General features: G+C 70.2%; 20 protein-coding genes. 6 read left to right on the forward strand and 14 right to left on the reverse strand.

Annotation, left to right across the window (positions count from 1 at the left end; genetic code table 11):
• The first annotated feature begins 53 nt into the window (after nt 1-53).
• Nucleotides 54-1,352: a D-arabinono-1,4-lactone oxidase gene (locus tag ACLJQZ_RS07525; protein ID WP_410619333.1), complete on the forward strand. Its 1,299-nt coding sequence runs from the start codon at nt 54-56 to the stop codon at nt 1,350-1,352.
• Here the strand turns inward: ACLJQZ_RS07525 and ACLJQZ_RS07530 are convergent.
• From ACLJQZ_RS07530 to ACLJQZ_RS07540, 3 genes are read right to left on the reverse strand one after another with little or no spacing between them, the layout of a single operon-like run.
• Nucleotides 1,349-2,296, reverse strand: coding sequence for a ribose-phosphate diphosphokinase (locus ACLJQZ_RS07530; RefSeq protein ID WP_410619334.1), 948 nt, complete (start codon nt 2,294-2,296; stop codon nt 1,349-1,351). The genes ACLJQZ_RS07525 and ACLJQZ_RS07530 overlap by 4 nt on opposite strands.
• A complete protein-coding gene (locus tag ACLJQZ_RS07535) occupies nt 2,293-2,943 on the reverse strand; it encodes an SDR family oxidoreductase (RefSeq protein ID WP_410619335.1) in 651 nt (216 codons plus the stop codon). Before ACLJQZ_RS07535 ends, ACLJQZ_RS07530 begins: the two co-directional genes overlap by 4 nt.
• Nucleotides 2,944-2,976: 33 nt before the next feature.
• Nucleotides 2,977-3,630 carry a hypothetical protein gene (locus tag ACLJQZ_RS07540; RefSeq protein WP_410619336.1) on the reverse strand — a complete coding sequence of 218 codons (654 nt, stop codon included), beginning with the start codon at nt 3,628-3,630 and terminating at the stop codon, nt 2,977-2,979.
• 432 nt (nt 3,631-4,062) lie between these two features.
• On the opposite strand from ACLJQZ_RS07540, the gene ACLJQZ_RS07545 reads away from it, so the two are divergent.
• The 4 genes from ACLJQZ_RS07545 to ACLJQZ_RS07560 are packed head-to-tail and all read left to right on the forward strand — an operon-like array spanning nt 4,063 to nt 7,670.
• The gene (locus ACLJQZ_RS07545; protein ID WP_410619337.1) at nt 4,063-5,133 is read left to right on the forward strand and encodes an HpcH/HpaI aldolase/citrate lyase family protein; all 1,071 of its coding nucleotides are present in this window, start codon (nt 4,063-4,065) and stop codon (nt 5,131-5,133) included.
• Nucleotides 5,130-5,984 carry an HpcH/HpaI aldolase/citrate lyase family protein gene (locus ACLJQZ_RS07550; protein ID WP_410619338.1) on the forward strand — a complete coding sequence of 285 codons (855 nt, stop codon included), beginning with the start codon at nt 5,130-5,132 and terminating at the stop codon, nt 5,982-5,984. Before ACLJQZ_RS07545 ends, ACLJQZ_RS07550 begins: the two co-directional genes overlap by 4 nt.
• A gap of 34 nt (nt 5,985-6,018) precedes the next feature.
• Complete coding sequence (locus ACLJQZ_RS07555) at nt 6,019-7,173, forward strand: AAA family ATPase (RefSeq protein ID WP_410619339.1); 1,155 nt, start codon at nt 6,019-6,021, stop codon at nt 7,171-7,173.
• On the forward strand, nt 7,170-7,670 hold the full coding sequence (locus tag ACLJQZ_RS07560; protein WP_410619340.1) for a DUF4276 family protein: 501 nt from the start codon (nt 7,170-7,172) through the stop codon (nt 7,668-7,670). Before ACLJQZ_RS07555 ends, ACLJQZ_RS07560 begins: the two co-directional genes overlap by 4 nt.
• A 43-nt stretch (nt 7,671-7,713) precedes the next feature.
• On the opposite strand, the gene ACLJQZ_RS07565 is transcribed toward ACLJQZ_RS07560, so the two are convergent.
• From ACLJQZ_RS07565 to ACLJQZ_RS07615, 11 genes are all read right to left on the reverse strand, one after another.
• Nucleotides 7,714-8,595, reverse strand: a complete 882-nt coding sequence (locus ACLJQZ_RS07565; RefSeq protein ID WP_410619341.1) for a CU044_5270 family protein — start codon at nt 8,593-8,595, stop codon at nt 7,714-7,716.
• Nucleotides 8,588-8,899, reverse strand: coding sequence for an RNA polymerase sigma factor (locus tag ACLJQZ_RS07570; RefSeq protein WP_410619560.1), 312 nt, complete (start codon nt 8,897-8,899; stop codon nt 8,588-8,590). The genes ACLJQZ_RS07565 and ACLJQZ_RS07570 overlap by 8 nt, the downstream gene beginning before the upstream one ends.
• Nucleotides 8,785-9,099, reverse strand: a complete 315-nt coding sequence (locus tag ACLJQZ_RS07575; RefSeq protein WP_410619342.1) for an RNA polymerase sigma factor — start codon at nt 9,097-9,099, stop codon at nt 8,785-8,787. Before ACLJQZ_RS07575 ends, ACLJQZ_RS07570 begins: the two co-directional genes overlap by 115 nt.
• An 87-nt stretch (nt 9,100-9,186) precedes the next feature.
• The gene (locus ACLJQZ_RS07580) at nt 9,187-10,572 is read right to left on the reverse strand and encodes an amidase (protein ID WP_410619343.1); all 1,386 of its coding nucleotides are present in this window, start codon (nt 10,570-10,572) and stop codon (nt 9,187-9,189) included.
• 10 nt (nt 10,573-10,582) lie between these two features.
• The gene (locus ACLJQZ_RS07585; RefSeq protein WP_410619344.1) at nt 10,583-11,341 is read right to left on the reverse strand and encodes an SDR family NAD(P)-dependent oxidoreductase; all 759 of its coding nucleotides are present in this window, start codon (nt 11,339-11,341) and stop codon (nt 10,583-10,585) included.
• Nucleotides 11,338-12,750: an aldehyde dehydrogenase family protein gene (locus ACLJQZ_RS07590; RefSeq protein ID WP_410619345.1), complete on the reverse strand. Its 1,413-nt coding sequence runs from the start codon at nt 12,748-12,750 to the stop codon at nt 11,338-11,340. The genes ACLJQZ_RS07585 and ACLJQZ_RS07590 overlap by 4 nt, the downstream gene beginning before the upstream one ends.
• Nucleotides 12,743-13,513 carry an ABC transporter ATP-binding protein gene (locus tag ACLJQZ_RS07595; RefSeq protein WP_410619346.1) on the reverse strand — a complete coding sequence of 257 codons (771 nt, stop codon included), beginning with the start codon at nt 13,511-13,513 and terminating at the stop codon, nt 12,743-12,745. Before ACLJQZ_RS07595 ends, ACLJQZ_RS07590 begins: the two co-directional genes overlap by 8 nt.
• Complete coding sequence (locus tag ACLJQZ_RS07600; RefSeq protein WP_410619347.1) at nt 13,510-14,241, reverse strand: ATP-binding cassette domain-containing protein; 732 nt, start codon at nt 14,239-14,241, stop codon at nt 13,510-13,512. The genes ACLJQZ_RS07595 and ACLJQZ_RS07600 overlap by 4 nt, the downstream gene beginning before the upstream one ends.
• Nucleotides 14,238-15,044 (reverse strand): ABC transporter permease, encoded by an 807-nt coding sequence (locus tag ACLJQZ_RS07605; protein ID WP_326945481.1) that lies wholly within the window; start codon nt 15,042-15,044, stop codon nt 14,238-14,240. The genes ACLJQZ_RS07600 and ACLJQZ_RS07605 overlap by 4 nt, the downstream gene beginning before the upstream one ends.
• On the reverse strand, nt 15,044-15,988 hold the full coding sequence (locus tag ACLJQZ_RS07610) for an ABC transporter permease (protein WP_410619348.1): 945 nt from the start codon (nt 15,986-15,988) through the stop codon (nt 15,044-15,046). Before ACLJQZ_RS07610 ends, ACLJQZ_RS07605 begins: the two co-directional genes overlap by 1 nt.
• Nucleotides 15,985-17,475 carry an ABC transporter substrate-binding protein gene (locus ACLJQZ_RS07615; protein ID WP_410619349.1) on the reverse strand — a complete coding sequence of 497 codons (1,491 nt, stop codon included), beginning with the start codon at nt 17,473-17,475 and terminating at the stop codon, nt 15,985-15,987. The genes ACLJQZ_RS07610 and ACLJQZ_RS07615 overlap by 4 nt, the downstream gene beginning before the upstream one ends.
• A gap of 65 nt (nt 17,476-17,540) precedes the next feature.
• Here ACLJQZ_RS07615 and ACLJQZ_RS07620 point away from each other — a divergent pair, with 65 nt between their 5' ends.
• Nucleotides 17,541-18,284, forward strand: a complete 744-nt coding sequence (locus tag ACLJQZ_RS07620) for a FadR/GntR family transcriptional regulator (protein WP_410619350.1) — start codon at nt 17,541-17,543, stop codon at nt 18,282-18,284.
• Nucleotides 18,285-18,294 lie beyond the last annotated feature (10 nt).

Genomic DNA, 18,294 nt, shown 5'->3' on the forward strand with positions numbered 1-18,294 from the left:
GCGAATACTATTCACTTACTGTCTCGGACATTCGACCGATGGAGGGGGCGCACATGACCCGGTGGACCAACTGGGCGGGCACGGCGTCCGCCTCACCACAGCACGTTCACCAGCCACGGAGCGCCGCGGAGATCGCGGCGACCGTCGCGAGCATCGCCGCGGCCGGCCGGACCGTGCGCGCCTGGGGCAGCGGCCACTCGTTCACCGCGATCGCCGTCGCCGACTCCGACGCGCTCGACCTGCGCGGCTGGACCGGCATCGAGCGCGCCGACCTCGAAACCGGCCACGTCACCGTCCGCGCGGGCACCACGATCAAGCAGCTCAACGCCGCGCTCGACACGCTCGGGCTGGCCATGACCAACCTCGGCGACATCGACGCGCAGACCATCGCCGGCGCGATCTCCACCGGCACGCACGGCACCGGCGCCCGTCTCGGCGGCATCGCCACCCAGATCGTCGCCCTCGAACTGGTCCTGGCGGACGGCTCGGTCATCACCTGCTCGGCCGGCGAGCGCCCCGACCTCTTCGCCGCGGCCCGCGTCGGCCTCGGCGCGCTCGGCGTGATCACCACCGTGACCCTGCAGTGCGAGCCGTCGTTCGTCCTGCGCGCGCAGGAACGGCCGGAGCCGCTGGAGCAGGTCCTCGAAGGCTTCGACGACTCCGCCGCGAACAACGAGCACTTCGAGTTCTACTGGTTCCCCTACGGCAAGAGCGCGCTGGTCAAGCGCAACAACCGGTGCGAGACGGCGGAGCCGTTGAGCAAGATCCGCGAGTTCGTCGACTACCAGGTCATGGAGAACGTCGCGTTCGGCGGCCTCTGCCGGACGGGCCGGCTGATGCCGCGGCTCGTGCCGTCGCTCAACAGCTTCGCGTCGAACATGCTCTCGGCGCGCGAGTACAGCGACCTCTCCCACCGCGTCTTCGTCACCGCCCGGAACGTCCGGTTCACCGAGACCGAGTACGCGGTTCCACGTGAATCACTGCACGACGTCCTCACCGAGCTGCGCGCCCTGGTGCCCAAGCTGAAGGACCCGGTGATGTTCCCGGTCGAGGTCCGCGTCGCGGCCGCCGACGACATCTGGCTCTCGACCGCGCAGGGCCGCGACTCGGCCTACATCGCGATCCACCAGTTCACCGGCATGCCGTACCGCGAGTACTTCAGCGCGTTCGAAAAGATCGCCGGCGCGGTCGGCGGCCGCCCGCACTGGGGCAAGATGCACGACCTCGACGCCGGCGTCCTCCGCTCGCGCTACCCGCACTTCGACGACTTCCTGCGCGTGCGCAAGGAAACCGACCCGAGCGGCGTCTTCACCAACACATACCTGGACCGGGTGCTCGGGCCCGTCGGTTAGAAGAGCGCCGAGACCGATTCGCCGTTGTGGATCCGGCGGATCGCTTCGGCCATCGCCGGGGCGATCGAGAGGATCTTCAGCTTCTCGGTGCGTTCCTCTTCGGGGACCGGGACGGTGTTGGTGCAGACGATCTCCAGCACCTCCGGCCGGTCGCCGATGCGCTCGATGGCCTTCGCCGCGAACAGGCCGTGCGTGCAGGCGACCCGGATCGACCGCGGCTCCAGCTCGGCCAGCCGGTCGAGCAGTTCGAGGACCGTGCTGCCCTTGGCGATCTCGTCGTCGAGCACGATCACGTCGCGGCCGGTGATCTCGCCGATCACCGAGGTGATCTGGACGCGGTCGTCGGGGAAGCGTTCCTTCGCACCGGCCGCGACCTGGACGCCGAGGAGCCGCGCGAAGTGCGACGCCTCCTTCGCGTTGCCCAGGTCGGGCGAGACGACGGTGGTGCGCGAGAGGTCGTACTGCCGGAAGTGCTTGGCCAGCTCCTGCAGCGCGTGCAGGTGGTCGACCGGGACGCTGAAGAAGCCGTGCACCTGCGGCGAGTGCAGCGTCATCGCGAGCACGCGGCTCGCGCCGGCCGTCACCAGCAGGTCGGCGACCAGGCGGCCGCCGATGGAGATGCGCGGCGCGTCCTTCTTGTCCGAGCGCGCGTACGAGTAGTGCGGCATCACCGCGGTGATCCGGGACGCCGAGGCGCCGCGGGCCGCGTCGAGCATCAGCAGCAGCTCGACGAGGTGTTCCTGCACCGGCTTCACCAGCGGCTGGATGATGAAGACGTCCCTCTCGCGGCAGTTCGCCTGCAGCTGGACGCCGAGGCAGTCGTTCGCGAAGCGCTCGATCTCGACGGGCCGCAGCGGCACGCCGAGCTGCTCGCAGATCTCTTCGGCCAGTTCGGGGTGCGCGCTGCCGCTGAAGACGGCGATTTCTCTGGATTCTTCGTTCACAGTGCTGAAATCGCCTTGTCGATCGCGGTCTCGCCCGAAATCAGTTCCAGGGTGCGACGCGCGGTCGCCGGGGCTTCGAGGAGCGCGACGAGCATCGCGGCGACGTCGTCACGCGGGATCGGGCCGCGGCCGGTCTTGTCGGCCAGCAGGACCTGGCCGGTGCCGGGGTCGTCGGTCAGCGCGCCGGGCCGGAGGATCGTCCAGTCGAGGTCGCGGGCCTTGAGGTCGTCCTCGGCCGCGCGCTTGGCACGCAGGTAGACGCGGAAGTCCTCGGTGACGTCGGGGTTCTCCGGGTTGTCCGCACCCATGGAGCCGACCTGGATGTGGCGCCGCACGCCGGCCTGCACGGCCGCGTCGGCGAACAGGGCCGCAGCGCCGCGGTCCACAGTGTCCTTGCGCGCGGATCCGCTGCCCGGCCCGGCGCCCGCTGCGAATACCGCGGCGTCGGCGCCCTTCAGCACCTCGGCAACGGTGTCCACATCGGAACTCTCCAGGTCGAGCACGACGGCTTCGGCGCCGGCGGCTTCGAGGTCCGCCGTGTGGGCGGGATTCCGGATGATCCCGACCCCTTCGTCACCGCGCGCGGCGAGCAGCCGCTCGAGCCGCAACGCGATCTGACCGTGTCCACCAGCAATGACGACTCGCATGCCACCGACCCTAGTGGGGATCGATCAAGGCCGTCAGTCGAGCTCGGCAGGCATTTCGGCGGTGCGCAGCAGGTGGTCGTAGACGACCTCGTTCACCAGGCGGGAAACCGGGTCTTCCGCCAGCACGACGCGCTCGGTGCGGCCCTCGAGGTCGAGGTCGACGACCGCGTTCGGGTCGGCCGAGACGATCGCGAGGCCGTACGCGCGGGCCCGCGGCAGGCAGTTGCCGACGTAGTCCTCGGTCAGCACGGCCGGCGACGGCAGCACCATCGCGGCCTCGCCGTAGCGGGCGAACGGAACCGCGGAGGCCATCGCGGTGCGCCAGTGGCGCGCGACGGCCAGGACGCCGATGATCTCGGCGGCCGGGGCGGGGGCGGTTCCGGCCAGCTCCGGCCAGGTCCAGGTGTCGACAGTGGCCCGATCGGCCACCGGGCCGACACCCATCGCGATGCGCTCGGCGTGCACGTCGGTGCGAAGCTTGGCCACGACGCAGACCTTGCGGCCCAGGATCGTGATCTCGGGGAGGACGACGCCGTTCCAGCCCAGCTGGGCGGCGGCGGTGCGGGCGAGTTCGTCGACGCTCGCGGGGAGCTCGATCGGCGGCACCACTCGGCTCGGCATCGACCGGCTGCGCTTCGCGCCACCGGCGACCGTCGAGCGCTCGGTGTTCTGAGGTGTAGCCGCCACGAGTCCGCCTCCTTCAAACCTGCACTGCTTCGTGACCGGGGAAAACCGGCACCTCACTTGTCTAACAGCGCGGCGGCGCGACGTCGCCGGGTAGCGCGAGTGGCTGCGATCGGCGGCGGCCAGCGGTCGATGACCGGTCGGTAGGCGGTCATGGGACTTCGGTCGAACGGTGCGGCCAACCGAGTGATCGCGGGGTGAGTGGCACTACGGTCCGCCCGCGAACGATTACCCAGGGCGCGAATCCGGACTTGTGGATCACCCCGGTCCGACTAGCCCGTTCGGCGCAACCCGGGAAGAATCCACAGTGGACGCAGGCCGCTGAGCTGCGGTTGCCCGCCGTCACCCACATGGCGGTGAGCTGCACCGCAGCGCTCAAGCGCCCCCGCGACTAAAGTTACCGACCAGTCACTTAGTCGTCGCCGTGGAGGACCGATGCGCTCCCCGAAGGACTTCTTCGCCCCGCTCGCCCTGGGCGCGCCCGCCCCCGTGCGGGAGATCCCGGTGACGCCGTCCCGGATGATCCACTTCTTCGACCCGAGCAACGAGAAGATGGCGGCCAAGGCGCCGGACATCGCGAAAAAGGTTGATGTCCTGCTGGGAAACCTCGAGGACGCCGTGCGCGCCGACCGCAAGGAGGCCGCGCGCGCCGGGCTCGTCGCCATCGCCAAGGCGAACGACTTCGGGAAGACGCAGCTGTGGACCCGGGTCAACAGCCTGGACTCGCCGTGGGTGCTCGACGACCTGGTGACGCTCGTCACCGAGATCGGCGACAAGCTCGACGTGATCATGGTGCCGAAGGTCGAGGGCGCGCAGGACATCCACTACGTCGACCGGCTGCTGGCCCAGCTCGAAGCGCGCGCCGGCCTGACGAAGCCGTTGCTGGTGCACGCGATCCTCGAGACGGCGAGCGGCGTGGCCAATGTGGAGGAGATCGCCGGCGCGAGCCCGCGGATGCAGGGCATCTCGCTCGGCCCGGCCGACCTGGCCGCGAGCCGCCGGATGAAGACCACCCGCGTCGGCGGCGGCCACCCCGGCTACCTGGTGCGCACCGACCCGGCCGGCGACGACCTGACCGAAGGCCGGACGACCTACCAGCAGGACCTCTGGCACTACACGGTGGCGCGGATGGTCGACGCCTGCGCGATGCACGGGATCCTGCCGTACTACGGGCCGTTCGGGGACATCCGCGACGTCGTCGCGTGCGAGGACCAGTTCCGGAACGCGTTCCTGCTCGGCTGCGTCGGCGCGTGGAGCCTGCACCCCGTGCAGATCGACATCGCGAAGAAGGTGTTCTCGCCTTCGCCGTCCGATGTGGCCTGGGCGCGCAAGGTGATCGCCGAGATGGGCGACGGCACCGGCGCGGTGATGATCGACGGGAAGATGCAGGACGACGCGTCGGTGAAGCAGTGCCGCGTGGTCGCCGAACTGGCCGACGCCCTCGCGGCGGACGACCCCGAGCTCGCGAGCGCCTACGACGCCGCCACCAAGGAGATCCTCGGATGACCGAGCTGAAGCCGAGACGCTCTGTTCTCTACATGCCCGGCGCCAACGAGCGCGCGCTGGAGAAGGCCAAGACCATCCCGGCCGACGCGCTGATCCTCGACCTCGAGGACGCCGTCGCGCCGGACGCCAAGGAGGCCGCCCGCGAACGCGTCTGCGCGGCCGCGTCTTCGGGCGGCTACGGCGACCGCGAGGTGACGATCCGCGTCAACGGCCTCGACACCGAGTGGCACGACGCCGACCTGCGCGCGGCCGCGTCGGCCGGCCCGGCCGCGGTGGTCGTGCCGAAGGTGAACTCGGCGGCCGAGGTGCACAACATCGAGCGCGCGCTGGAGCTGGGCGGCGCCCCGGACCACACGAAGATCTGGGCGATGGTCGAGACGCCGGTCGCGATGCTGCACGCCGAGGAGATCGCGGCGGCGTCCGAGCGGCTGACCGTGCTGGTCATGGGCACGAACGACCTCGCCAAGGAGCTGCACGCGGAGTTCGTCCCGGGCCGCGGCCCGCTGCTGGGCGGGCTTTCGCTGTGCCTGCTGGCCGCGCGCGCGACCGGCAAGGTGATCCTCGACGGCGTCTACAACGACGTGAAGGACCTTTCCGGGTTCGAAGAGGAGTGCGTCCAGGGCCGCCAGTACGGCTTCGACGGCAAAACGCTCATCCACCCCGGCCAGGTCGAGCCGTGCAACCGGATCTTCGCGCCGTCCGAAGAGGAGATCGACCGGTCGCGCCGGATCATCGAGGCGTTCGAGAAGGCCGGCAGCGGCGTGGTCACTGTGGACGGCCGGATGATCGAGAACCTGCACGTCGACAACGCGCGGCGGGTGCTCGCGCTGGCCGAGGCGGTCAAGACCTGACGCAAATGTCGGTGGTCGCCCGTAGAGTGAGGTCATGGCCAGGCAGCCGCTGAAAGCGATCCGGATCGAGGGCTTCACCTCGATCCGGTCGGCGACCGTCGGCCTCGGGCAGTTGAACATCCTCGTCGGCGCCAACGGTGCCGGGAAAAGCAACTTCGTCCAGGCCTTGGAGCTGCTCGGCCGGATCGTCGAGAACGAGCTGGGCTTGTTCGTCGGGCTGAACGGCGGCGCCTCCGCCCTGCTCCACCTCGGCGACGAGCCGACCAACATCCGCCTCGAGCTGGACGCCGATCCGAATTCGTACGAAGCCACACTGATGCCGGCGGCGAACGACGAACTGATCTTCATGCAGGAAAAGACCTCGTTCTGGGCGGAGGGCTACGACCGGCCGTATACCGACGTCCTCGGCTCCGGACACCGGGAGACACGGTTGACGGAGGAGGCCGAGCGCAGGCCGGGCAGGATCGCGTCCTACGTCATCGATCTGCTGAAGGGCTGCAAGGTCTTCCACTTCCACGACACCAGCGTCGACGCTCCGGTGAAGCGATTGGTACCGACTGCCGACAACGTTTCCTTGCGCAAGGACGCAGGCAACCTCGCGGCCTATCTGCTTCGCCTGAAGGAAAGCACGGATCGCGCCGATCAAGCGGGTTACCGCCGGATAGTCAAGACGATCCAGCTCGTCGCGCCGTTCTTCCGGGACTTCGTCCTGGTCCCCGACAGCAACGACCGGATCCTGCTGCGCTGGCTGCAGCAGGACTCGGATGCGGTCTTTTCCGGCAACCAGATGTCCGACGGCACGCTTCGGTTCGTTTGCCTCGCGACTTTGCTGCTCCAACCGGAGCTGCCTGCTTTGGTCGTGCTAGACGAACCCGAACTGGGCCTGCACCCGTTCGCGATCGTCCAGCTCGCCGGGCTTCTCCGGCAGGCCTCGGCGAAGAGCCAGGTGTTGATCGCCACGCAGTCCGTGACCCTCATGAACCAGTTCGAGGTCGAGGACCTCATCGTCGTAGAGCGGAAAACGGGTGCTTCCGAGTTCACCAGACCGGATCTGGCGGCGCTGCGGGTATGGCTCGACGAATATTCCCTGGGTGAGCTGTGGGAGAAGAACCTCCTCGGTGGACGCCCCCGCCGCGAGGAATCCGCACGAAACGGTCGGCGAGTGGATCGCTCCACCGCGGCGGTGTGAGCAGCTGGGCCAAGATCGAACGCGAGATCCGCCTTCTCCTGCGGAACAGCGATCTGGACGTACTCACCACGCTGTTCGATTTCTACGCCTTCCCGGAGGACGCCCCCGGCATGGATTCACGTCCCGCGGCGGATCCCTACCAGCGGGTCGAACATGTCGAGAACGCCATTGCCGAATGTGTCGGTGACCGGCGCTTCGTTCCGCACCTGATCCTCCATGAACTCGAAACCTGGGTCTTCGCGGCCGCCGAGCAGCTCGGTTGGCTGCTCCCCGATCCCGGCCTGGTAGCGCGGCTGGAGGCCGACGTGGTCGACGCGGGTGGGCCGGAGCTGGTAAACGATCATCCGGCGACCGCACCGTCCAAGCGGTTGGCCGCCTACTGCGCCACTTTTTCGAAGACGAATGACGGGCCGCTGGCGATCGCGGATCTGGGCATCGAGCCGCTTCGTGCACAGTGCCCGCATCTGAACCGATGGCTCTCGGTCTTGGACAGCTGACGCCGGTGGCCGGGCTACCCCATGGCCCGGCCACCGGAGGAGTTCACTTCGGCAGGTTGTCCGTCCACCCGGAACCGATCTCGAAGGTGGTGCCCTCGGCGGCCTGGGCCACCGCGCCGTCCGCGGTCACGTACATCGATGTCTGGTTCACGCGGCCGGTCGCCGGGTCGACGACGAGCAGTGCGCTGCCTCCCGGTCCCGGCACCTGCAAGCCCTGCCCACCCGGCACCGCGCCGACCGCGCGCACCCCGGGGTACGCGGCGATCGCCCGGAACGACGCGGCCCGGACCGCCGGGGGCGCCGGCAGCGTGGACACGAGCGAGACCAGGCCTTCGAGCACCGCCTGCTTCCGCTGATCCGCGGTCAGCGGTCCGGCGCTGGTCCGGATGTCGCTGTGGGCCACCAGGTTCGCGATCCAGTCCCGCAGGGCCGCCGGTTCTGCGGGGAGGGCCTGGATCCGGTCCATGGTTACCTCGGCACCACCCAGCCTGAAGGGCGTCGGCATCGTCAGCGGCACAACCCGGTGCCCGGACTTCGCGCCGCGGAACCACACGTGCCCGTCGGCCTTGGTCCAGTACTCGTAGGTCTCCGACTCGGCGATCTTGAGGTGCCAGTAAGTGCCGGTGTTCGCAGGGGCCTTCGCGGCGACTGTGGCCGCCGCGAGCAGGACCTCCTGGCCGGTGACGGCGACCGGCGCCGCGGCCTGCGGGGCCGGCGTCGGGGCCGGGGTTCCGGGCACGGTCGCCACCACGACGGCGGCCGCGGCCGCGACGGCGACGAGGCCGGCCCCGACCGCCACGCGGCCGGTGCGCTTGCGCCGGCCGGTGAGCATGTGGTTCCGCAGCCGGTGCCGGCTGCGGTCGGCGACGTCCTGGGCGGGCTCTTCGGGGGTCAGCGCCGCGCGCAGCGTCTGCAGGTCATTCATCACGGGCCTCCTGGGCGAGAACGGGGGTGAGCTTCCTGCGGGCCCGCGTCAGCCGGGAGCCGACCGTGCCCGGGGAGATGCCGAGCGCCTGAGCTACTTCCGCGTAGCCGAGGTCGGCCAGGGCCACGAGCAGCAGCACGTCACGCTCACCCGAGGACAACCGCGACAACGCTTTCGCCAGCTGCCCGCTCAAGGCGACGCGGTTTTCGTGGCCCTCGGCGGGCCGGGGCGTTTCGAGCCGCGAGAGCGCCCGGTAGTGCCGGGCCTCCTTGCGGCGGTGCCGCGAGACGAGGTTCGTCGCGATGCCGAACAGCCAGGCCCGCAGGTCGCCGCGGGTGGCGTCGCCTTCGCCCGCCGGTCGAAGGCGACGAGGAACGTCTCGGCGGCGACGTCCTCGGCGGCCTGGGCGCCGAGCCGGCCGGCGACGTACCGGTAGATGGCGGCGAAGTGCCGGTCGTGCACCTCGGTGAACAGCTCGGTGCCGAGCACCGGGGCCGCCGTCATCGGGCTGCCTCTGTCATGCGGATCCTTCCCGTCGGCGACAGCTTCACCACCACTTCGCCGCGGGCCCGGATCTTCTTCCCTCGTTCGCTAGCCCACCGGCCAGGGCCGCTGCGGTGGCCGGAGGCGCTCGTACGCCGCGGCGGCGCGCAGCACGCCGACGTCGTCGAAGCGGCGGCCGCTGAGCTGGAGGCCGATCGGCCGGCCGTCGTCGGTGTAGCCGCAGTTCAGGGACACCGCGGGCTGGCCGGACATGTTGTAGGGCACGGTGAAGCCGATGTGCTCGAACGGCCGGGCGGGGTCGTTCGTCGGCGACGCCCATTCCGCGGGCGGCGCCGCGACCGGGCAGGTCGGCGAGAGCACCACATCGAACGGCTCGGTCGCACGGAGGGTCGCGACGCTGATCGCGTCGATCTGGGCGAACCCGCGGTAGACGTCCACTCCGGACAGGTCCGCGCCGCCCGCCGCCCACTCCGCGATGTACGGCAGCACCTTCGCGCGCCGGTCGAGCGGCAGCCCGGACATGTCCGACCAGGCGCGGGTGCGCCAGAAGACGTCCAGGCCGTCGAGCATGCTCCGGTCCAGGAACGGCGCGACCGGCTCGACGGTCGCGCCCGCGGCCTCGAAGGCCCGGGCCGCCGCGGCGACGGCGTCGCGGGTGGCCGGGTCCACCGGGAGGCCGGGGCCGGACTCGAGCTGCAGCCCGACGCGCAGGCCGTCGAGCGTGCCGTCGAGGGACGACCACGGCAGGTCGGCCGGCGGCAGGCTCAGGTGGTCACGCGGGTCGGGCGCGGACAGTACGCTCATCAGCAACGCCGTGTCGGCGACCGTGCGGGTCAGCGGGCCGGCGACGCGGCCGAGGAACGGCGGGTCGACCGGCACCCGGCCGAAGCTCGGCTTCAGCCCGACCAGGCCGCACCAGCCCGCGGGCAGCCGGATCGAGCCGCCGATGTCGGTGCCGACGTGCAGCGGGCCGTACCCGGCGGCGCCCGCGGCACCGGCGCCCGCACTCGACCCGCCCGGCGACGCCGACGGCTGCCACGGGTTGCGCGCGGTGGTGTGGAAACTCGACAGGCCGGACGTCAGCATCCCGTAGTCCGGCATGGTCGTCTTGGCCAGCAGGACGCCGCCGGACTCGCGGACGCGCGCCGCCGCCGGGGCGTCTTCGGCCGCCGGGACGAGCGCGGTCGCCGCGGTGCCCAGCGGGACCGGCGTACCGCGGGTGGCGATGTTTTCCTTGAGCGTCAACGGGACGCCGTCGATCGGGCCCAGCGGTTCACCCGCGTGCCACCGCGCTTCGGCCGCCTTCGCATCGTCACGCGCGCTCGACGGGTCGTACGCGTACAACGCGTGCAGCTCGGGCTCCCGCGCTTCGATGCGTTCGAGGACGGCTTCGGTCACCTCGACCGGCGAGAGCGTCTTCGCGCGGTACTGCGCGACGAGTTCGACGGCGGTCAGGTCGGGCAGCTCGGTCATGAGCCCTCCTTCACGAAGCGGGCGGTTCGAAGCGGCCGTCGACGGCGGTCCAGCCACCGTCCACCGCCAGCACCGAGCCGGTGACGAACGTCGACGCGTCCGAAGCGAGGTACACGACGGCCCCGGCGAGCTCGTCGGGACGCGCCCAGCGGCCCAGCGCGCCCTTCCGCGCGTACGCGTCGTACCACTCCGGATTCGCCTTGATCTGCGCGGTCAGCGGGGTCTCGACGACGCCGGGGGCGATCGCGTTGACCCGGACACCGGCCGGCCCGAACTCCGCGGCGGCCGTCCGGAACAGCTGGACGAGCCCGGCTTTGGTTGCCGCGTAAGGGCCTTGACCAGGCTCGACGGTCGTGCCGCGGATCGACGAGAAGCCGATGATGCTCCCCCGCTCGCGCGCGACCATGTCGGCGCCGAACGCGCGGACGACCTCGAACGTCACACCGAGGTTGAGCGCGAGGACGCGGTCGAACTCGTCACGGGTGTAGTCGAGCAAGCGTTTGCGGACGTTGGTCGCGGCGGTCAGCACGACGACGTCGAGCGGCCCGAGGTCGGACGCCGCGCGGTCGACGGCACCCGGTTCCAGGAGGTCGATCTCGTACGCCTCGCCGACGCCGGTTTCGCGGGCCGCGGTGATGTTGCGGTCCGCCACCACCACTGAGGCGCCGTGCGCGGACAGGGCTCGCGCGGCTTCGCGGCCGATCCCGCTGCCGCCGCCGAGCACGACGGCACGACGTCCGTCCAGCCGGAACAGGTTCTCGTAGTTCACGGTCGCAGCACCGCCATCCTCGTCACGGTCAGCTCTTCGACGGCGAAGCGCGGGCCCTCGCGGCCGATGCCGGAGTCCTTCACACCGCCGTACGGCATGGTGTCCGAGCGGAACCCGGGCACCTCGTTGACGACGACCCCGCCGACGTCCAGCTCGTCCAACGCCCGGAAAGCAGTGTGCAGGGAGCGGGTGTAGACGCTGGCGTGGAGGCCGTAGCGTGAGGCGTTGACCGCGGCGAAGGCTTCGTCCACATCGGACACCGTGCGCAGGCAGACGACCGGGCCGAAGATCTCCTCGTCCCAGGCTTCGACGCCGTCCGGGACGTCGAGCAGGACCGTCGGGCGCAGCACGGTGCCCTCGATGCCACCGCCGACCTGGCGGGCACCGGACTGCTCGATCCACGCGGCGACGCGGTCGGTGGACGCGGGGTCGATCAAGGCCGAGACGCGGGTCTTCTCGTCGCGCGGATCGCCGACGACGACCTCGTCGAGCCGCGCCAGCAGCCGTTCGGTGAACTCCTCGGCGACCGACGCGACGACCAGCACGCGCTGCACCGAGATGCAGGCCTGGCCAGAGGCGTAGAAGCCACCGCGCAGGACGGCGTCCGCGGCCGCGTCGAGGTCCGCGTCTTCGGCGACGACCAAGGCCGCGTTGGAACCCAGTTCCAGCAACGTCTTCGTAGGCGCCGCGTCGCGGGCGATGCGGTGGCCGACCGCGGCCGAGCCGGTGAACGAGACCGCGCCGATCCGGCGATCGGTCGTCAGCGCGGCGCCCACGGACGCGTCCCCGGTGACCAGCTGGACCATGGCGGCGAAAGGGGCCATCGAACGCACGAGGTGGACCAGCCACAGGGTCGCGAGAGGCGTCTGCGGCGCGGGCTTGATGATCACCGGGCAGCCCGCGGCGATCGCGGGGGCGATCTTGTGCGACGCCAGCAGCAGCGGGTAGTTGAAGCCCGCGATGCCGACGACGACACCGATCGGCTTGCGCTTCCAGAACCCGACCAGCCCGTCGCCCGAGGGCAGCAGGTCCAGCGGGACGGTCTCGCCGTGCAGCCGCGACACCTCTTCGGCGGCGGCTTCCCAAGTGACGATCGTGCGCGCGACCTCGACGCGGCAGTCGGCCAGGGGCTTGCCGGTCTCCAGCACGAGCAGGTTCTCGAACTCCTCGCGGCGTTCGGCCAAGGCCGCGGCGACTTCGTTCAATAAAGAACGACGAGTCCGCGAAGGCAGCGAAGCCACTTCGCGCGCGACGGCGACGGCCTCGTCGACCGCCCGGAGCGCCAGCTCAGGCGTGCCGACGGGTGCGGTCCCGATGACACTCCCGTCGTACGGGAACACGACATCCGAGGTGTCCACAGTGGACACCCAGCCCGCACCGATCGGCAGGCCGTCGGGGTACTCAGGCATCGTCGCCTCCCCTCAACCGGGCCAGTTCCGCGCGCAGGTTCGGCGCGGCGGCCAGGAGTTCCCGGGTGTACTCGTGCCGCGGCGCGTCGTAGACCTGCTCGACGTCGCCGAGTTCGACGATCTCGCCGCGGCGCATCACCGCGACGCGGTCGCAGACGTGCCGGACGACACCGAGGTCGTGCGACACGAAGATCAGCGTCAGCGCGAACTGCTCGACGAGCGAAGCGAGCAGGTCGAGGATCTGGCCGCGCACGGAGACGTCGAGGGCGCTGACGGGCTCGTCCGCGATGAGCACGCTGGGGTTCGGCGCGAGCGCACGCGCGATCGAGATCCGCTGCCGCTGGCCGCCGGAGAACTGGTGCGGGTACCGCCCGGCGGCGTCCGCGGGCAGGCCGACGGCGGTGAGCAACTCAGCGACCCGGTCCGGATCGCGGTGGCCGAGCGGCTCGGAAATGATGTCCCGCACACGCATCCGCGGGTCGAGCGAACCCATCGGGTCCTGGAAGACGATCTGCAGTTCGGACCGCAGGAAGCCGAGTTTGCGTTCCGGGAGGTCGTCGATGCGCCGGCCCTGGAACGACACCGTGCCCGCGGTCGGCTTGTCGAGCGCGGCCAGCAGCCGGACCAACGTGGACTTCCCGGAACCGGATTCGCCGACGATGCCGAACCGCTGGCCGGCCTCGACGTCGAAGGTGACGCCGCGCAGCGCGTGCACGTCCCGGCGGGCGTACCGGCGTTCGAGGTCGCGGACTTCGATGATCATCGGCGCGCCTCCAGGTCCGACGCGTCCAGGAGCTTGCGCGTGTACTCGTGCTTCGGCGACGTCAGGACTTCGCGCGTCGAGCCCGCTTCGACGATCTCGCCGTCGAGCATCACCAGCACGCGCTCGCACACCGACGCGACCACCGCGAGGTCGTGCGTGATGAACAGAAGGGCACTTTCACGTGAAAGTGACGTCTTGATGAGCGAGAGGATCTGGGCCTGCACGGTGACGTCGAGCGCGGTCGTCGGCTCGTCGCAGATCAGCAGGGACGGCTCGTTGGCCAGCGCCATCGCCAGCACGACGCGTTGCCGCTGGCCGCCGGACAGCTGGTGCGGGTACGCGCGAGCCGTGTCCGGCAACCCCACCGAAGAAAGCAGCTCTTCGGCGGACCGGCGACGGCCGTGGATCCGGCCCGGCTCGGTGACCTGGCGGCCGACGCGCATGGCCGGGTTCAACGCCGTCATCGGCTCCTGGAACACCATCGCCAGCTCGTCACCGCGCAACCGCGAAAGGTCCTTTTCGGACATTCCCAGCAGCTCGCGGTCGCCCAGCCGCACCGAGCCGGACGCACGCAGCTCGTCGGGCAGCAGGCCCATGATCGCCAGCGCCGTCAACGACTTCCCGGAGCCGGACTCGCCGATCAGGCCGACGCGCTCACCCGCGCCGATGTCGAACGAGACGTCCCGGACCAGCGCGTTCACGCTGAGCCCCGTGACCGAGAGAGTCATACGCGGGCCGCCAATCGGGGGTCGAGGCGGTCGCGCAGGCCGTCACCGAGGAGGTTGAACCCGAGGACGGCGACGGCGATCGCGATGCCCGGCACCAGCGCCAGCCGCGGCTGCACGGTCAGCAGTTCTTGGGATTCCTGCAGCATCCGGCCCCACGACGGCGTCGGCGGCCGGGTGCCGAACCCGAGGAACGACAGCGCCGCCTCGGCCAGCACGGCGATCGCGAACGACACCGACGCCTGCACGATCAGCAGCCCGGAGATGTTCGGCAGCACGTGCCGCACGGCGATGGTCAGCCGCGACCGGCCGCCGGCGCGGGCGGCGAGCACGAACTCGGTGCTCATCACCTGCAGCGTCCCGGACCGGGCGATCCGCGCGAACGACGGGATCGTGGCGATGCCGATCGCGACCATCGCGGTGAGCGTGTCCGCGCCGAACACCGCACCGAACATGATCGCCAGCAGCAGCGCGGGAAACGCGAGCACCAGGTCGTTGACCCGCATGACGAACTCGCCGAGCCACCTCGGTGACATCCCGGCGAGGATCCCGAGCGGCGTCCCGATCACGGCGGCGATGCCGACCGCGACCACGCCGACGTACAGCGTGGTCCGCGCGCCGACCATGAGCTGGCTCAGCAGGTCACGCCCGAACTTGTCGGTGCCGAAGAGGTTCTCTCCCCCGAAGCCCAGGAGCCGGTGGGCCGCGTCGACCTTCACCGGGTCGAACGGCGTCCAGAAGAACGACAGCACGGCGGCCAGCACGACCAAGCCGACGAGAACTCCGCCGATCACGAGATTGCGCATCACGAACCTCGCAATCGCGGGTCGAGCACGGTGTAGAGGACGTCGACGACGAAGTTGACCAGCAGCACGCCGACCACCAGGACGAGCACGATCCCCTGCACGGTCAGCAGGTCACGCGACGCGACGGCGTCCAGCAGCATCGACCCCAGCCCCGGCAGCACGAACACGCGCTCGACGACCACCGCGCCGATCAGCAGCGTCGCGAGCTGCAGCCCGAGCACCGTGACGACCGGGACGGACGCGTTGCGCAAGCCGTGCCGTACCAAAGCTTGTCCTGGACGAAGGCCTTTCGAACGCGCGGTGCGCAGGTAGTCCTGGCCGAGCGTGTCGAGCACGGCCGTGCGCACATAGCGCGTGAGCACCGCACCCTGCACCAGGCCGAGGGACAACGCCGGGAGGACCAGGCCGCGGAAGAACTCCCCGAAGTCCTGGTCCGGCGGGGTCCAGCCGCCCGACGGCAGCCAGCGCAGCTGCACCGCGAAGATCTGCACCAGGATGATCCCGGCGAGGAACGCGGGGATCGCGACGCCGATCTGCGACAGCCCGGAAACGCCCGCACCAGAAGCCTTCCGGTGCTTCACCGCGGCGAACGTCCCGGCGGGGATGGCGATCACCAGCGCCACCAGCATCCCGGCGCCGACCAGCCAGAGCGTGACGCCGAGGCGGTCGAGCAGCTGCGGGCCGATGGTGTCGCGCGTGACGTACGAGCGGCCGAAGTCCCCGTGCAGCACACCGGAGATCCAGTCGAAGTACTGCGTGACCAGCGGCCGGTCGATGCCGAACTCGGCGCGGGTCTTGGCGAGCAGCTCCGGCGTCGCGTTGACACCGAGCGCGACCTGCGCCGGATCACCCGGCAGCACGGCCATGAAGAGGAACACGACGATCGACGCGACCAGCACGCTGACCACGAAGATCGCCACCCGGCGCAGCACCTTGGCGGTCATCGCGGCGCCAGCCCGGTCAGGTCGAACGACTCGCTGACCTGGTTTGCCGCGAACCCGCCGACCTTGGCCTTCGCCACGATCACGTTGGGGAACAGGAAGAGCCAGTCCGCGGCGGCGTCCGTGTTGAGCTGCTCGGCCACGAGTTTCATGTCCGCGACCTGCTGCTCCGGCGTCCCGCTGTCGGCTTCGGCGAGCAGCTGCTGGACGCGCTTGTTGTCGTAACCCCAGTAGTAGGTCGGCTTGCCGAACGTCGTGATGTCACGCGCCTCGACGTGCTGGATGATCGACAGGTCGTAGTCGTGGTCGGTGAACACCTGCTTCAGCCAGACGGCCGGGAAGTCGAGCGGCTCGATCGTCGTCCGGACGCCGACGTCGGCCAGCTGCGACTGGACGACCTGCGCGGCCGACACGGCGTACGGCAGGTTCGGGATCCGCAGGCGCAGGTTCAGGTTCGTCGCGCCCGCCTCGCTCAGCAGCGCCTTCGCCTTCCCGGGATCGAACGGGTAGACGGTCGCCAGGTCCTCGTACCAGGGGTCGGTCGGCGGAACCATGCTGCCGATCAACGTGCCGCGCCCGGCCCACGCCGTGTCCAGCAAGGCCTTCCGGTCGATCGCGTACGTCAGCGCCTGGCGGACGCGCGGGTCGGTCAGCGGCGCGCGCTTGTTGTTGAACGCCAGCGTGACCTCGCTGTTCGACGTGCCCTGCACCACCTGGAACCGGTCATCGGCCTGGAACTGCGGGATCGAGTCGGGCGCGGTGATCGCGGAGATGACGTCGATGCCGTTGCTGTACAGCGCGTTGTTCAGCGCGGTCGGGTCCTTGATGTACTTCAGTACAACTGTCCGATACGCCGGTTTCCGGCCCCAGTACGCGGGATTCGCCTTGAGTACGACGGAGTCGCCGCGCTTCCTGGCGGCCACGACGTACGGCCCGGTGCCGATCGGCTTGTTCGCCAGGTCGGCGACGCCGGCCGGGCTGAACATCGCGCCGAGCCGGCTCGTGAGGCTGAACAGCCAGCCGTTCGACGGCTTCGACAGCACGACCCGCGCGTGGTCCGGCGCCACGACGTCGACGTGGTCGACGACGTCCATTGTGGACTTGATCGAGATCGTCCAGTCGGTCTTCACGCGCAGCAGCGAGAACTTGACGTCCTCGGCGGTGAACGGCGCGCCGTTGCTGAACTCGACGCCCGGCTGGAGCTGGAAGTCGTAGGTCTTCCGGTCCGGGCTGATGGTCCAAGACTTCGCGAGCAACGGGACGACCTTGCCCTGCGAGTCGAGCTTAACCAGGCCTTCGTAGACGTTGTAGAGCAACGCCTGCGGGATCGCGGCACCGTCGGTCCTGGTGAAGTCGAAGTTGGCCGGCTCCGCCGTGAAGCCGACGGAAAGCGTATCCGGACCAGCGGAAACACTCGCCGACGAGCCAGCCGAGCAGCCCGACACCACGAGCAGCAGCGCCGCCGCCAGCACGTGAATCCGGGCTTTCATCTGGCCTCCAGGTAGGTACACTGGTCTGACCAGTAGCCTGCACGCGACGGACGTCGAGGTCAAGGATGCGGTTCGAACCGGTGGCTCCGGTCCGCGCGTACGAGCGGGTCGTCGAGCAGATCGAGCAGGCCGTGTTCAGCGGGGCCCTCAAACCGGGGGAACGCCTGCCCAGCGAGCGCGAGCTGATGATCCAGTTCGGCGTCGGCCGCTCGACGATCCGGGAAGCCCTGCGTGTGTTGCAGGCCGCCGAACTGATCCGGTCACGGCCCGGCGATCCGCGCGGGCCCGAGGTGCTGGCCGCGTCCCCGGTGGCGTTGCACCGCTCGATGCACCGGCTCGCGCGCGCCGACCACGTCGGGCTCGCGGAGCTGTTGCAGTTCCGGATGATCCTCGATGGCTCGGCGCACCTGCTCGCCGCGGAGCTGCGCACCGACGACGACCTGACCGGCCTGGCCGAGGCCCTCGACGCGATGCGCGAAGGCGTCTCACGCGGGTACGCCGAGTTCAGCCGCGCGGACGTCGCGTTCCACGAAGTCATCGCGCGGAGCTCGCGAAACCCGTTGCTGGTGGTCAGCGAGGAAGTCGTCCGCGGGGTCGTGCTGGAACTGATCGAGGACAAGCTGGAGCACGCCAGCAACCGGACGTCGCTGATGCGCACCTGGCTCGCGCACCACGCCGAAGTGCTCGACGCGGTCCGCGCGGCCGACGGCGCCGGCGCGTCACAGCTGGCCAAACAGGCGTTGTACGACAACTACGCCGAATACGTCCCGGCCGGGCAACGCACGCTGCTGACACCCTTGCTGCGGTAATACACTCGGC

This window comes from Amycolatopsis sp. cmx-8-4, from assembly GCF_046548675.1.
Lineage (GTDB): Bacteria > Actinomycetota > Actinomycetes > Mycobacteriales > Pseudonocardiaceae > Amycolatopsis.